15 protein-coding genes are annotated in these 14,144 nt (G+C 48.2%); 3 read left to right on the top strand and 12 right to left on the bottom strand.

The window, feature by feature from the left end:
- Positions 1-31: 31 nt before the first annotated feature.
- From K5Y30_RS23030 to K5Y30_RS22985, 10 genes are all read right to left on the bottom strand, one after another.
- The gene (locus K5Y30_RS23030) at positions 32-1,792 is read right to left on the bottom strand and encodes a PglL family O-oligosaccharyltransferase (RefSeq protein ID WP_222186110.1); all 1,761 of its coding nucleotides are present in this window, start codon (positions 1,790-1,792) and stop codon (positions 32-34) included.
- On the bottom strand, positions 1,758-2,555 hold the full coding sequence (locus K5Y30_RS23025) for a hypothetical protein (protein WP_222186109.1): 798 nt from the start codon (positions 2,553-2,555) through the stop codon (positions 1,758-1,760). The genes K5Y30_RS23030 and K5Y30_RS23025 overlap by 35 nt, the downstream gene beginning before the upstream one ends.
- The gene (locus K5Y30_RS23020) at positions 2,555-3,058 is read right to left on the bottom strand and encodes a fimbrial protein (RefSeq protein ID WP_255606765.1); all 504 of its coding nucleotides are present in this window, start codon (positions 3,056-3,058) and stop codon (positions 2,555-2,557) included. The genes K5Y30_RS23025 and K5Y30_RS23020 overlap by 1 nt, the downstream gene beginning before the upstream one ends.
- A gap of 20 nt (positions 3,059-3,078) precedes the next feature.
- Positions 3,079-3,546: a fimbrial protein gene (locus K5Y30_RS23015; RefSeq protein ID WP_222186107.1), complete on the bottom strand. Its 468-nt coding sequence runs from the start codon at positions 3,544-3,546 to the stop codon at positions 3,079-3,081.
- A complete protein-coding gene (locus K5Y30_RS23010) occupies positions 3,547-4,038 on the bottom strand; it encodes a fimbrial protein (protein WP_222213545.1) in 492 nt (163 codons plus the stop codon). It lies immediately after the preceding gene.
- 11 nt (positions 4,039-4,049) lie between these two features.
- Complete coding sequence (locus K5Y30_RS23005) at positions 4,050-4,562, bottom strand: fimbrial protein (protein WP_222213542.1); 513 nt, start codon at positions 4,560-4,562, stop codon at positions 4,050-4,052.
- 2 nt (positions 4,563-4,564) lie between these two features.
- Positions 4,565-5,317 carry a fimbria/pilus periplasmic chaperone gene (locus K5Y30_RS23000; protein WP_370634237.1) on the bottom strand — a complete coding sequence of 251 codons (753 nt, stop codon included), beginning with the start codon at positions 5,315-5,317 and terminating at the stop codon, positions 4,565-4,567.
- A gap of 69 nt (positions 5,318-5,386) precedes the next feature.
- Positions 5,387-7,915: a fimbria/pilus outer membrane usher protein gene (locus tag K5Y30_RS22995; protein ID WP_222186104.1), complete on the bottom strand. Its 2,529-nt coding sequence runs from the start codon at positions 7,913-7,915 to the stop codon at positions 5,387-5,389.
- Positions 7,916-7,987: 72 nt separating this feature from the next.
- On the bottom strand, positions 7,988-8,515 hold the full coding sequence (locus K5Y30_RS22990; RefSeq protein ID WP_222186103.1) for a fimbrial protein: 528 nt from the start codon (positions 8,513-8,515) through the stop codon (positions 7,988-7,990).
- Between the two features lie 675 nt (positions 8,516-9,190).
- Positions 9,191-10,054: a YicC/YloC family endoribonuclease gene (locus tag K5Y30_RS22985; protein ID WP_061720336.1), complete on the bottom strand. Its 864-nt coding sequence runs from the start codon at positions 10,052-10,054 to the stop codon at positions 9,191-9,193.
- Positions 10,055-10,210: 156 nt separating this feature from the next.
- On the opposite strand from K5Y30_RS22985, the gene K5Y30_RS22980 reads away from it, so the two are divergent.
- Positions 10,211-10,654 (top strand): DUF3574 domain-containing protein, encoded by a 444-nt coding sequence (locus K5Y30_RS22980; protein WP_210081787.1) that lies wholly within the window; start codon positions 10,211-10,213, stop codon positions 10,652-10,654.
- A gap of 30 nt (positions 10,655-10,684) precedes the next feature.
- Here K5Y30_RS22980 and K5Y30_RS22975 read toward each other — a convergent pair whose 3' ends face one another.
- The gene (locus tag K5Y30_RS22975; protein WP_222213572.1) at positions 10,685-11,869 is read right to left on the bottom strand and encodes a NupC/NupG family nucleoside CNT transporter; all 1,185 of its coding nucleotides are present in this window, start codon (positions 11,867-11,869) and stop codon (positions 10,685-10,687) included.
- A 144-nt stretch (positions 11,870-12,013) separates the two neighbouring features.
- Between K5Y30_RS22975 and rph the strand changes: the two genes are divergently transcribed.
- Both rph and pyrE read left to right on the top strand, forming a co-directional pair.
- Positions 12,014-12,730 (top strand): ribonuclease PH, encoded by a 717-nt coding sequence (rph, locus tag K5Y30_RS22970; RefSeq protein WP_101760691.1) that lies wholly within the window; start codon positions 12,014-12,016, stop codon positions 12,728-12,730.
- Positions 12,731-12,779: 49 nt separating this feature from the next.
- Positions 12,780-13,421, top strand: coding sequence for an orotate phosphoribosyltransferase (pyrE, locus tag K5Y30_RS22965; RefSeq protein WP_008109749.1), 642 nt, complete (start codon positions 12,780-12,782; stop codon positions 13,419-13,421).
- 57 nt (positions 13,422-13,478) lie between these two features.
- Here the strand turns inward: pyrE and slmA are convergent, their stop codons facing one another.
- Positions 13,479-14,075: a nucleoid occlusion factor SlmA gene (gene slmA, locus K5Y30_RS22960; RefSeq protein ID WP_008109747.1), complete on the bottom strand. Its 597-nt coding sequence runs from the start codon at positions 14,073-14,075 to the stop codon at positions 13,479-13,481.
- Positions 14,076-14,144: the final 69 nt, after the last annotated feature.

The raw sequence follows: 14,144 nt of genomic DNA, 5'->3' as shown, positions 1-14,144 counted from the left end.
CTGTTAATAAGGAAACATTAATCTTTACGCTTTATTTACTTTGCACAGGAAGATTAAAGCGTTTGTCTTCTGGAAAAAGCTGATGACCGCGCTGATGCAGTCTCTGTTGCCATTCCATGTCTCCCTGCAATATGGCGATCTCAAGTAGTGAGAAGGTAACGTTGGCATCATGGTGCTTTTTCAGATATTCCTTTGCCCACAGTTTGAATTGGATTAATTGCCCGACATCTTTTGTGCTGTTGAACGTCATTAGACGATGAAGGCTTGCATCAAACTGATAGCGCTCCCATTGGGCGTAAGGATTAATAAGTTGCTCAGCATGGGAAAAATCAGCAAACCTATTGCGCTCAATTTGCGTCAGGATGGCATTGGTGTGCAAACCTGTTGCCGCAAAAACCATCAACGCGAGTGCAAAAAGGGCGACAAACCCAGCTGCGGCATAATGTGCCCACGGGTGCAGAGTCAGGCTTCGCAGATCTGACTCAGACTGCATCAGACGGATCAGCAGTAGTAATACCAGACCATGCGGCGCGGACTGGTAGAGCGGATACTCAAAAAGCAGATGTATCACGATAGGTAAGGTCATCGTCCATACCCTAAAGGCGCGTCGCCTTGCATAAGGGCTGCCGGTTACGACGGGCTTGAACCAAGCCAATATTATTAGCGCCATTCCCGCCAGCGCAATAACGCCATTTTCCACCCATTGAAAAAGGATTTCATTATGCGGGTGCGTTGGGGGACGAGAGTTCAATGAATGCGCCGTTTCCTCACGCACGTGCAGCAGATAATCGTGTTCAAAATGACCAGCACCCCAACCGCTTAAAGGATGTTCGGCGATCATATGCAGGCTGTGCATAATCATCTTCACTCGAACTGCCGTTGAATGGGTTTTATCCACTTTATTTAATCCTGCAATGGGGGCATACGCGAGCAGGGTCTGGCAAGCTACCACAATTGCTAATGCAATGGGGAAGCCAATCATGAGGTGTTGCCGCCAATGGCGATGCCGGCGGAATGCCCAGATAAGTAAAGCGCTACTGGCCGACGCACCAAGCCAGGCAACACGAGACTGGATGGTCACTAAAATCACCAGCAATACAGCCATGATCGCTGCCAGCAGTAAACGAAGCACGCCATGACGCGCCTTAAAGCTAAAATATAGTGCTAACGTCCAGCCTGTAGCCAGAAAACTACCCAGCAAATTTACCTGCTGGAAAATGCCATAGACGCGGGTGCCATCTGCCGGAAATTCCATCCAGTTATTCGCTCCCGTCATGAAGAGTTGGCATAGCGCCAGCATCGCTTGCGCTACGGCCGCAATCAGAATGCATACCAGCCAGAACCTCTTCACGTTCGGTGAAAGGGGGATTTGTAGCATGGCCAGGTAAAATAGCATTGCCAGGGCATAGGCAGTTAACTGGGGGAGTAAGGTCACATCATGATTGCCGTAAAACGTCCAGAGTATGGGCTGGCTAAGGAGCAGAAACGCTAGCAGCCATATCGGTGTCACCTTTGCCACTCGCACCCCGCCCGTTGAGGGGGAGAAAAAGAGGTATTTTATTGCCACGATAAAAATACAGATGGCCATAAAAATGAGCGTAATAAGATTTTGCGGCAGGCGAAAACCTGAACCGCCCATATTGGCAACGTAGACTTGCAGCATCAACATTAAGTCGATCGCCACGATCAGTGAGACGAGCAATGTAGTAAATGGGCGCTTGGAAAAAATAGGACTAAAATACATGGTTTTCTTCAAATTAATAAGCTGAGATGATGAGCGTGCCGGCGCCATTAAATGCGCCAGGTGCGACCGTACCATGAGTACGCAGCGTTGAGCTAAGCGTAAAAGTTGCCAGCGAGTTGGCCGAATTCACCTCAATATTAATGCCTTCAGAAGCATCTTGATCATTGACATTTAATTCAGTCTGCAAACTGTCATCCGAACGGAGCGAGACAATATTAGCCTCAAACCCTGTCGCGTAAATTTTTGCCGTTGCCGCTTTGCTACAGGAAAGTGTTAACTGCGTTTGAGCAGTATTACCATTTATGGTTTTATCAGAAACATAGCCGTGATAGAGATTAGTATCACCCAAAAGTGAACAGCTAACGGGATATTTATGATCTCTGATACATATATTATCAGGCAGGAAGGTTGCATCATGCCAATCATTTTGAAACGTTGCCAATCGGAAACATTTATATTCAGGTGATCTTCCATCTATTTGAAAATTATGTGCTGTCGATAAAGGATACTTAGCTTTATACGCTTTTCCCAGTTCACCAATGGTTTCATAGTTTTCCGCAGACAAGACATTTGGTGCATTAATGTCAACGGGTACATTATTTACTCCCGGAAAAGACGCGATTTTACAGCCCGGCTGCTTATAACACGGATTTTTCAAAGAGCTATCTTCATCCCAGTGGTCAACATATACAGAAAATGTAGTAAATTTCCCGCCCCAGGACAAATAACTATTATGACCGATGATGATGGCTTGTGATGATGCAGAAGTAATTATGAAAATAAAAAAAGAGATTAAATTTAAAATGCGCATTAGTGATACTCCAGTTCCAAAATTGCATTGGCATTGATTGTTCCGGGATGCAATGCGTTATTTTTAATGCTTTCATTGTCAGCAGACAGGAACAAGTCAAAAACCATTTTGTTGTCACCAGAATGGAAATTTTTCTCGACGCTTTTATTTATCGGAATGAAGATCCCTTTTTCTTCAACGCCAATGGCGATGCCTTTTGCGGTACTGGATGGATCAAGCATTATCATGCCTGCTTGTTGCGCATCCTCCGTTGCCTTAAAGGTGATTGAGAGTTTATCGGTTGCTGAGGTATCGCAACCCTGTAAAATAAGCGTTATGGGAATACCTGCGGTACGTTGATAGCGATAAAGAAATTTATTAATAACGCTTCCAAAATCAATGAAAATATCACTGCTGTTGGGGGCGAGCATGCAGGGTTCCTGCACCAATCCGCCCTTAAATGAGAAGTCAGCAGCTGCATAAGCGGTCACAGAACATGTCGATAGCAGGGCTATGGTTAACATAATATGGAAGCGCATAATCACTACTCGGACTGAATAATAAGCGTTGCCAGCGCATTAAAACGCCCGCTTTTCAGATCGCTGCCAGCCCGCTTTACCGGAACGGCATAAAACACAGGTTGCGTGGCATCATCAAGCGTAAAGCGTTGATTAATTATAATGGGTTGATTATTTTGCATTATCCTGATGCCTAAATCTTCCATCCCTGTGAATAACGCACTGGCATCAAAATTACTGGTTATGCCCGAAAACGCCAGTTCCAACTGTTTTCCCGGAGGGGTCCGGCACACGATGCTGATGGGAATACGCTGTTGATATCTCACACCATCAATATGATTTACTCCTACAGTATCACCAAAATCAATCTCTGCCGGCTTGTCATTATTTACTACGCAATTGACCCTGATAAGGGTGGCTGAAAAGTTTATTTTCACAGCATAAGAATAACAACAATAAATAAAGAGTGGCAATATGAGTAATGCAGTTTTCATTCACTGAGGCTCGACAATCAGTTGTGCGCTTATCGTTAGCTTACCCGGCAACGGTATTGAACCAGATTTTTTAACAGGAACCACCTTTAGCGAAAAATCCCCCGTCTGCACGTAATTGTATTTTTTGTTTATTTCAAGTGGAGTGCCATCTTTACCATTGATGAATTTTATTCCCACGTTAGTGATGTTAGTGCGTATTGCTGCTTTATCAAATATTGCTGCGCTACCAGATACACTGAAGTAAAGGTTTTCGGAATAGTTTTCGTCGCACTTAATCGACAGTGTCAGCAATTCCGTGTATTTCAGGCCATCTATTTCATTAATATCCACTCTGTCACCAAAGTTGACATCTATATCTTTGTTATTGTCAATTTTACACGGGACGTTAATCAGCTTTCCTGAAAAGTTGACACCTGCACTGGCGTTAGACAACGTGCTATGCAATGCAGAGGCAATGATCAGTACACAGAGCAGTTTTTTTGTAATCTGCATTCCACGTCTCCTTAACGAACATTTAATACCATGGTAGCGGTTGCAGTAAAGTTACCTGCTGTGACGTTGACATTGTTTTTAATCGGCACGGCAATCAATCTGTTTGATGTTCGCCAATCAATATTGTGTGCTTTATTTATTTCAATGTTTTTACCGTTCAAAATTAATTTAATACCCACGTTGCTGTTGGTGGTATAAATGACATTAGTATCAAACGCCGCCGCTGTAGCTGCGATATAAACTTCCTGCTCTCCGTTGAAAGCATCCGGACAAGAGACGGTGAACGGCACTGATTTGCTGAACCGGATACCATCAATTAATTGAATAATGATATCGCCGAAGTTCACGCTACTTTCTTGCTCACCATTCAAAGTGCATTGGGAGCTGACGATAATCCCCGACACATTAATTGGATATCTGGTGGTGCCGGGGATAACTTCTTCATACGGCGTGATCGGCGCTGAGAAGAGCATTTCGCAGCGCAGTAGTGCGAAAGATATGAACAGCCACTTCAAGCTGTTCATGGTTATTCGCGGCTATCAGTGACACGACACACATTGGCATTGCAACTGAATATCAATTTTGGCCGACCGCCAAAATCGTCGATATAGCTTAATACCGGATGCGAACCTAACTTACTGGCTTTGAGGTTAATAGCGGCACTGCTTTGTGGCGCAATCATAATCGGATCAAAATCATTCTCTTCTTTACCATCAACATGACTGGCTGCAGTAATCAGCGTGACATAATAACCGGTAGGATTTATCACCGTGTATTGATCACCGTTTTTTTTCAAGGTGAGTTGATTTTGTACAGGTTTGATTGAAGCCTGTGGATCGATCATTAATTTTTCTGGGCGATAAAACAATTTGATGCGTGTCTGCAACGCAATTTGTAACACGTTTTGTTTTTCACTGCGTGGCGGAATCTCTCGCAAATTAAAGTAAAACAAAGATTCACGATCCTGAGGCAATGATTTTGCGGCAGGTAAAGATTGGATTTTGATGGCGCTTTTATGTCCTGGCTCAATACGCTGAACGGGAGGGAGCGCCATAAGCGGCGACTTTATTTTTTTTCCTTGCTCATCTTCCAGCCAGCTTTGCGCCAGATACGGACGCGCTTTATTTTCATTGCTGATATTCAAACTGATTGAGCGTTCAGCGCCATCATAAATGACGCGGGTCCGATCCAATGCAATAGCAGCCAGCGCGCTCTGCGAAAAGATCATAGCGCCAAACAGCATCGCCACGGTAGCGAGAGAAGCCTTCAGGTTCATAATATTATTACTCACTCTATATGTCTGGTGTGATAGAGCGACAAATATTCAACAAACTTTAATGTGTAAGAATTATTCCCTTTCTGTACACGGAAGCAGCAGATTCGTTTCTCCACTCTCATCAGTGGGTAGTACTTTTGGCATGGCAATTTGGCATTGAATACTGCCGTTCCAACGGACATCCATCAGCGTTTCAGGGTTTACACCACTAAGCCAGACGCTGCCCATCTCATCAACAATACCGGTCTCACGCCCTTTACTTAATACGCTCGCGCCAAACGGAGGATAACTGCCATTACTCAGGCGAATCACCGCCATTAGCTTTTGCCCTTTAATTAATTTAAAGCGACGATAGCCAATGGCTCCTTCGGTTAAGGTTAATTGCAGAACGGGCGACTCCGCTTCAATCTCATCGCTAAGTTGGTTGATATCCAGATGTGCCTGATTACGTGTATAGCTACTGAAATCCGTCAGTACGGCTTTTCCAAGCTTGTTGCTATGAGTGGACACACCGGAAGACTTAATGGGCACATCACTGATGCCTTCAGTATCCAGCATCAGACGTGTGCCACCAGGTATTGTAGTGCGATGTAATGCTGCACCATGCGCTGTGGCCGTTAATCCCCCCAGCATGGACAGGGCCGCAGAGCGATACTGACCTGGTTTATAACTGGCGCTATAGTTCGTCAGCGTGGTATCGCCGGTATGCGTGTAATAGCCACTGTAAGTGCTTCGTTGTTGGTGATCGACATTGGCGCCTAAGCGATAGCTGTTGCGTTCATCCATGCGGTTATACCAACTCAGGCTATTCATTGGGCCGGTATCCGAATTCTGAGCATTGATATTTAAGCCCGACGAGGTCCCGAAAGGTACGTTCAGGCTCAAAAACACCCCGTCATCTTGTATACCTGAATTTTGTGTGCGATAGGCGGAGAGATTGAGACTGACGTTTTTAAAATTCCCCACATCGAAATAGCGCGCAAACGACATATTCCAACGGCTGATCGCCTGACGATTCCAGTAAGTCTGATAGTTATAATTTAAAAATGCGCTGACGCCGAGTGTGCGGAATTGCTTATTAAGTGAAACGGTATAGGTGTGCTTATTCGCTGCATTATTGCGAATAAGCAAATTTTTACGGCTTGCCTCAAGATATTGATTTAGACTGAGATAGCTTTTCTCCGAAAAGCGATAACCTGTGAAGGTCACTTGCGTGTCATAGTTCTCGAAGCGTTTAGAATAACTCAGGCTATAGGAGCCGCCAGAGCGTGCTTTGTTGTGAGGCAGCTTTGCATAAGATTGAGTTGCGGTGAGTGCTAACGCCCCAAACGAGAAGAGGTCACGCCCTGCACCCAGTGACGCGGCATGATAATTTCCAGAAGATAATCCGCCCCCGAGCAGCGACCAACCGTTACTAATACCCCATGAAAATTCCCCTGCCATTAACATTTCATTCTGCAGATGAAATCTATCGTCTGTCGTTTGCCCTACCGCCGCTTTAAAGCGAACCTGGCCTGGGCGGCTAAGATAGGGAATGGATGCGGTTTCAACCTGGAAGGTCTGAACGCTGCCATCTTGCTCTTCAACTTTGACATCCAGAGTGCCACTAATAGAGTCGCTTAAGTCCTGAATAATAAAAGGACCGGGAGCAACCTGGCTTTCATATAACACACGTCCAGCGTGGCTAATGGTGACTTTTGCATTGGTCTTCGCTATGCCGCGGACTTCCGGTGCGTAGCCACGCAAGTTGGGGGGTAACTGGTTGTCATCACTGAAAAGGCCGGCGCCAACATAGCGTGCGTTCTCAAACACATCACTGGCGAGGTCATTTTGGCCAACAGTTAATTTTGCGCCCCAGGGCTTGATTGCCCTGAATGCCTGATATTGATTCCAGTTAAAAGTAGAGGTTTTGGTGTTATTGGCAGTGTAATAATTACCATTCCAGAACGCACGCATACGCCAGTGACCGGCGTTGACACCCACCACGCCATTACCGCTTAATTCGCGTGTTTCACTGCCTTTTGTCGGGGAGGAGTAATTGAAATTGGTGTTATAATCTGCAATAAATCCAGCAATCCCCTCATCCCAGCGTGAAGGGGGATCCCAGTTAGCGGCTTGATATTCAATATACGCCTGAGGAACACTCACGTAGAGCGTTGATGACGCTAAATCAGGACGCAAAATGATACCCGGCATAATATCAAGCCGGGCACATTGTTCATTATTCCAGTAGGTAACTTTATCTAACCAAGCCTTCTTTAAACCGAAGCCTGCCATCATTTGTGGCGTCAAACAGGCGACGGTTTCCTTTTCATCATGTTCAGACGGTAAAAAGATTATCTCCTCTGCGGACGATTCAATATCATTAATCTTAATTGCCATGTCATATTGACCAGGCATCATATAACCTGCGCGGGAAAACTGACTCATATCAATATTTTCCCGATCGGAGAGATCCATATTGTCCAGGTTAAACTCAACTTCCTCTGCTAATGTGCTGCTAATTGCACTGGTAAAAAAAGCCAATGACAAACCAGCAACTAACGGGCGTAAGCGCCAGTTATTTTGAAAAGAAAATGAGTTCCTGGTATGGACTGACATACTACTAACACCTTGGCGAAATTAAAAAGAGATGCGTAGATTGCGCATGTCTCTGATTAGCTTGGGAAATAATTACTGATAATCCAGGCCAAAATCGACGGTGCTCTGATATACCCCCGGTGTGATGGTTGCAGAGGGACCATCGCCCTGTAGATATGCAGAGAACGACAAAGTATTGCTACCACTCTGCAGAGTCATGGTTGATGGCTGACCCAATTTAATTAGCTTGCCTGAGCCATCTGTCAGGCCAATGCTTGCCCCACCAACGGTACCGGTCATCCCAATCAGAGTCGGTGCGGCTTCAGATGCCATGGCGGTAAAGGTCACTTTCACATCTTTACCTGCGGTGAAATCGCAATTCTCCAGTTTGATGTTGAACGGTACCGGTGTTGATTTACCACCCGCTGCCAGCTGCTTTTTCGATACCTGGCCCAGATCAATGGTTTGATCCTGCGAGCCTGGGTTGATTGAACAAGGTGCATCAATAATTGAGCCCTTGATGGTGACAGTACCCCCGCCCTGGCTAATGGCAGCGTTAGCCAGGCTAGCGGTAATCATCACTCCCAAGCCGAGTGCAACTACGATTTTGTTAAATTTCATAATGTTTACCTATTCCTATGTTGATTTTTGAAGGCACAAAGGAAATGAACCACGTCAGTGATGAACATAAAATTCATTTTCCTTATACGATCCATTGCATGTGCCTAATAGTATGGCGACAGGTTTCTCGATAAATTAATAGGAGAAATAAAATTTTAATGTCATGAAAAATGTTTATAAATAGAACGTCTTTTCTTTTTTTAAAGACAGCCTTATGCGCAGCGAAGGAAATAAATTTTTTTAGAATTATTTAATGTGATTCTTATGCATTGCCTGATAAGAATTATGGTCTTTTTATGGATAGCTTTCTCTGCCCCTTAGCGGGGGTTATATTGTATTGATCAATATATTCGACAGTGAATACGCTGTTATTCATGGCATGCCCGCAAACATTGTGATGGAACAAACCTTATATGAATAATGCCGGCTGACCGGGCGTATGATAGGGGGCAATTTTGAAGCGGTAGATCCGGGTTTTAATGGCACGCATCTCGATGGATCAAAAATAGTGCCTGGGGCGCGGCAACAGCGGAAAACGCCTGCCGTTTGGTACAAATGGGGGCCAAAATTTTGGTTCTGACGGGCAATCCTAATTACGGTATGAGCAATCGGTAACCAGCATTCATCGTCAAGCCCGTAGGATTACAGACTTGACGTTATTAATGGAATGCGTGATTACTCAATATTCTGAATCTGCTCGCGCATCTGCTCAATCAACACTTTCAACTCAATCGCTGATGTCGTGATCTCGGCATTAATCGATTTCGAAGCCAGCGTGTTCGACTCGCGGTTGAACTCCTGCATCATAAAGTCGAGGCGGCGGCCAACGGCTTCTTTCTTTTTCAGGATGTTGTAGGTCTCTTTGACGTGCGCATCCAGGCGATCCAGCTCTTCCGAAACATCGGTGCGCTGCGCCATCATTACCAGCTCTTGCTCGAGACGATTATTTTCCAGCTGCACTTCGGCTTCTTCCAGCTTGGTGACCAGACGCTCGCGCTGCCATTTGATCACTTCTGGCATCTGCGCGCGCACTTTGCTGACTTCGTGCGATACGCCTTCCAGACGCTGTTCAATCATCGCTTTCAGCGCGGTGCCTTCGCTTTCACGCGCTTCGATAAAGTCATCTAATGCGCCATCCAGCGCCACCAGCAGTTCGGCGTTGATGGCGTCGAGATCCTGCTCTTGCGCGGACATCACGCCTGGCCAACGCAGAATATCCAGCGGATTAATCGCGCCTTCATCACTCTGCATCTTCACCCAGTTGGCGGCCTGCACCAGCTGTTTGGCCAGCGATTCATTCAGCTGCAGTTCGCCTTGCGCGCTGGCATCGGCGTCATAACGCAGGTTGCATTCGATTTTACCGCGAGTCAGGCGATTGCGGATGCGCTCGCGAATTACCGGCTCCAGGCCGCGAAATTGCTCCGGCAGACGGATATAGGTTTCCAGATAGCGCTGGTTAACCGAACGGATTTCCCAGGCGGCGCTGCCCCAGTGGCCTTTGGCTTCGCGGCGGGCGTAAGCGGTCATACTGCGGATCATAATCGTCTTCTCTTTTTCAGAAATGTTGGGTGAAGTATAGCGAGGCAGCCTCGACGCTAACAGGCATAAGCGCACATAAGCGTGAATAACAAAAAATTACCTCTTTTACCGACAGACACTTATGCTTAGCGCTGGTTCGCTTAAAAGGATGAAGTGATGTTCCGCTCTCTGGCTCTTCCTGCTTTATTAACCTTACTGCTCGCTGGCTGTCAGGCTCCGTCGACGAAAACGCATCAGATCCCGCCCAACACCGCGCCGGTTGCGGTATGCGGTTCTGGTGACGTGATGATGCAAACAACGTTGTGGTTTGGCATGAACAAACCGAAAGGTGGCATCGTCAGCAGCAGCGAATGGCAGCAGTTTGTCGATAACGATGTGACGCCGCGTTTCAAAGACGGTTTATCGGTATATGACGCCAAAGGTCAGTGGCTGGGCGAGAACGGTAAGCTGGCGCGGGAAAACAGCAAAGCGTTGATGCTGATTCACACTCCGGATGTGGCGAGCTCTGACAGCATCAATAAGCTTCGTGACGTTTATAAACAGCGTTTCGAGCAGGAATCGGTGATGCGGGTTGATTCGCTGGTGTGCGTGGCGTTTTAAAAATGGCGGCCATGCAGCCGCCATGCGTTATCAGATAAACAACCCGGCGAATGCGGCCGACAGCAAGCTCACCAGCGTGGAGCCATACACCAGCTTCCAGCCACAGCGTGAAACCACATTGCCCTGTTTTTCGTTCAGGCCTTTAATCGCACCGGCAACGATGCCGATTGAGGCGAAGTTAGCGAACGACACCAGGAACACTGACAGAATCCCCAGTCCGCGTGGCGTCATTTCAGCCGCCACTTTCTTCAGCTCGATCATCGCGACAAATTCATTCGCTACCAGTTTGGTGGCCATAATACTCGCCGCCTGCAAAGCATCGGCGGAGGGAATGCCAACCAGCCACGCAAACGGATAGAAAACGTAGCCGAGTAAATGCTGGAAGCTGTAACCAAATACTGACGCAAACAGCGCATTGATCGCCGCAATCAGCGCGATAAAGCCAATCAGCATCGCCATGATGATCATCGCCACTTTAAAGCCGGCGAGAATGTATTCGCCCAGCATCTCAAAGAAGCTCTGATCTTCATGCAGCTTATCCAGCGCAATCTGCTCCTCGTTTTCCGGGCGGGTTGGATTGATGATCGACAGGATAATAAAGGTGCTGAACATATTAAGGAGCAGCGCCGCAACCACATATTTGGCATCAATCATCGACATATACGCGCCAACAATCGACAGCGAAACCGTCGACATCGCCGTCGCCGCCATGGTGTACATGCGTGGCGCGGAAATATCGGCGAGAATGCCTTTATAGGCAATGAAGTTTTCCGACTGGCCGAGAATCAAGGTGCTGACGGCGTTAAACGATTCCAGCTTGCCCATGCCATTCACTTTTGACAACAGAGTGCCAACGGCGCGAATCAGCAGCGGCAGAATGCGCCAGTGCTGCAAAATGCCGATCAGTGCGGAAATAAACACAATCGGGCAGAGCACGCCGAGGAAAATAAAGGCTAATCCCTGATCTGCCATATTGCCGAAGACAAAGTTGGTCCCTTGCGCGGCGTAGGTTAATAAGATTTCAAAGAAGCCGCCCACCGCAGTGACTACCGATTGGCCGCCCGCCGAGTGCAGGAAGAACCAGCCCAGCGCGGCTTCGACAATCAGCAGCTGAATAATAAAGCGGGGACGAATGCGTTTGCGGTCGTGGCTGACCAATAGCGCAAGGGCAAAAATCACCACCAGCGCCAGCAGGAAATGGAGTATCGCGATCATCATTTATCTTTTTAAGGGAGGAAACGCGCATTTAGCCACAGCCACCATAGAATTTCATCCAGGATTGTGGCGATCGCGGGCGGGACAGCCGCAGCTGAAGTCCGTATAATGCGCAGCCAAACCTAAGCAAGCCGGAGAGAAACCATGCGTCCAGCAGGCCGTAGTGCATCTGAAACACGTCCCGTCACACTCACTCGTCACTACACCAAACATGCAGAAGGCTCTGTGCTCGTTGAATTCGGCGAAACCAAAGTGCTGTGCACCGCAACCGTCGAAGAGAGCGTGCCGCGTTTCCTCAAAGGCAAAGGTCAAGGCTGGATCACCGCTGAATACGGCATGCTGCCGCGTTCTACCCACAGCCGCATGGCGCGTGAAGCCGCCAAAGGCAAACAGGGCGGACGTACGCTGGAAATTCAACGTCTGATCGCCCGTTCACTGCGTGCAGCAGTGGATTTACAAGCGCTAGGCGAATTCACCATCACGCTGGATTGCGACGTGATTCAGGCCGATGGCGGTACGCGTACTGCATCCATTACCGGCGCCTGCGTGGCGCTGGCCGATGCGTTGAATGCGCTGGTTGCTGCGGGCAAGCTGAAAGCCAGCCCGCTGAAAGGCATGGTGGCGGCGATTTCTGTGGGTATCGTCGGCGGTGAAGCGCTGTGCGATCTGGAGTATGTTGAAGATTCCGCCGCAGAAACTGACATGAACGTGGTGATGACCGAAGACGGCCGCATGATTGAAGTGCAGGGTACCGCAGAAGGTGAGCCCTTCAGCCACGACGAGTTACTGCAGCTGCTGGCGCTGGCGCGAGGCGGCATTGAGCAGTTGATTCAGGCGCAGAAAGCGGCGCTAACTAATTGATGTAACAGGCGACCATAGAGTCGCCTTTTCTTTATTTGAGGAGTGAGAAATGAAAGCCTGGCAGCGTCAGTTTATTGAATTCGCCCTGAACAAAGGGGTGCTGAAGTTTGGTGAGTTCACCCTGAAATCGGGACGTAAAAGCCCCTATTTCTTCAATGCCGGTCTGTTTAATACCGGTCGCGATTTGGCGCTGTTAGGCCGTTTCTACGCGCAGGCGCTCGTTGATGGCGGCGTTGATTTCGATCTGCTGTTTGGCCCGGCGTACAAAGGCATCCCAATTGCCACCACTACCGCAGTGGCGCTGGCCGATCATCATGAACGTGACGTGCCTTACTGCTTCAACCGCAAAGAAGCCAAAGATCACGGCGAAGGCGGTTTGCTGGTGGGCAGCCCGCTGCAAGGCAAAGTGATGCTGGTGGATGATGTGATCACCGCCGGTACCGCGATTCGTGAATCAATGGATATCATCAGTGCGCACAACGCGACATTGGCGGGCGTGTTGATTTCGCTGGATCGTCAGGAACGCGGCCGCAGCGATATTTCGGCGATTCAGGAAGTGGAACGTGACTATAAGTGCAAAGTCACGGCGATTATTACCCTGGCTGAGCTGATTGATTACCTGGAAGAGAAGCCGGAGATGGCTGACCATCTGGCGAAAGTGCGCGCGTATCGTAAAGAGTACGGGATTTAATTATTCGGGAAAGGTGCGTTCGGTAATGAGGTCGGCATTTATGCCGACCTGGCCCTTTTAAACCAACTGCGCCGCCATCAGCGGCCAGCGGCTCTCGAAATCTGCGGTCGGGCGAAAGCGGAATTCGGAGCGCACATAGCGCGACAACAGCCCTTCACAAAACGCCAGTAACTGGCTCGCCAGCAGCGTTTCGTCGTTCTGGAAACCTTCACCATCACGCATTTTCTTCTCGCGCATTACCTGACGCAGCTGCACTTCAATACGCTCAAACAGCTGATTAATACGCCCTTGCAGGCGATCCTGTTCAAACATCAGCGCGTGGCCGGTCAAAATACGCGTCAGCCCCGGATTACGCTCACCAAATCCCAGAATCAGCTGCACGATTAAACGCAGGCGCGTCAGCGTCTCTTTTTCATCTTTCAGGATCAGATTGATGCGGGTAATCAGACTGTCTTCAATAAACTCGATCAGGCTGTCAAACATGCGCGTTTTGCTGGGAAAGTGGCGATAAAGCGCCGCTTCCGACACGCCGACATTCGCAGCCAGCTTCGCGGTGGTGATGCGCTGACTGCCATCGCCCGACTCCAGCATTTGCGCCAGCGCCTGCAAAATCTCTTCGCGACGATTCCGTTTCGCGACTTTTTTTTCTGCCATGACCTTCAACACCCCTGAAATTCACCAAAAACAGGCAATACTGCCTCATCTGCCACAGATATAGCGGCC

The sequence above is a fragment of the Pantoea sp. DY-5 genome, from assembly GCF_019795955.1.
Lineage (GTDB): Bacteria > Pseudomonadota > Gammaproteobacteria > Enterobacterales > Enterobacteriaceae > Pantoea > Pantoea leporis.
The sequence above is the reverse complement of the archived record's forward strand: the minus strand, read 5'-3'. Positions and strand labels throughout refer to the sequence as shown.

Coding starts and splice junctions, on each gene's coding strand:
- K5Y30_RS22995 (WP_222186104.1), bottom strand. CDS start 7,915: ATGTCAGTCCATACCAGGAACTCATTTTCTTTTCAAAATAACTGGCGC.
- K5Y30_RS23015 (WP_222186107.1), bottom strand. CDS start 3,546: ATGAAAACTGCATTACTCATATTGCCACTCTTTATTTATTGTTGTTAT.
- K5Y30_RS23010 (WP_222213545.1), bottom strand. CDS start 4,038: ATGCAGATTACAAAAAAACTGCTCTGTGTACTGATCATTGCCTCTGCA.
- K5Y30_RS22985 (WP_061720336.1), bottom strand. CDS start 10,054: ATGATCCGCAGTATGACCGCTTACGCCCGCCGCGAAGCCAAAGGCCAC.
- K5Y30_RS22975 (WP_222213572.1), bottom strand. CDS start 11,869: ATGATCGCGATACTCCATTTCCTGCTGGCGCTGGTGGTGATTTTTGCC.
- K5Y30_RS23030 (WP_222186110.1), bottom strand. CDS start 1,792: ATGGCGCCGGCACGCTCATCATCTCAGCTTATTAATTTGAAGAAAACC.
- K5Y30_RS23025 (WP_222186109.1), bottom strand. CDS start 2,555: ATGCGCATTTTAAATTTAATCTCTTTTTTTATTTTCATAATTACTTCT.
- rph (WP_101760691.1), top strand. CDS start 12,014: ATGCGTCCAGCAGGCCGTAGTGCATCTGAAACACGTCCCGTCACACTC.
- pyrE (WP_008109749.1), top strand. CDS start 12,780: ATGAAAGCCTGGCAGCGTCAGTTTATTGAATTCGCCCTGAACAAAGGG.
- K5Y30_RS22980 (WP_210081787.1), top strand. CDS start 10,211: ATGTTCCGCTCTCTGGCTCTTCCTGCTTTATTAACCTTACTGCTCGCT.
- slmA (WP_008109747.1), bottom strand. CDS start 14,075: ATGGCAGAAAAAAAAGTCGCGAAACGGAATCGTCGCGAAGAGATTTTG.
- K5Y30_RS22990 (WP_222186103.1), bottom strand. CDS start 8,515: ATGAAATTTAACAAAATCGTAGTTGCACTCGGCTTGGGAGTGATGATT.
- K5Y30_RS23020 (WP_255606765.1), bottom strand. CDS start 3,058: ATGTTAACCATAGCCCTGCTATCGACATGTTCTGTGACCGCTTATGCA.
- K5Y30_RS23005 (WP_222213542.1), bottom strand. CDS start 4,562: ATGAACAGCTTGAAGTGGCTGTTCATATCTTTCGCACTACTGCGCTGC.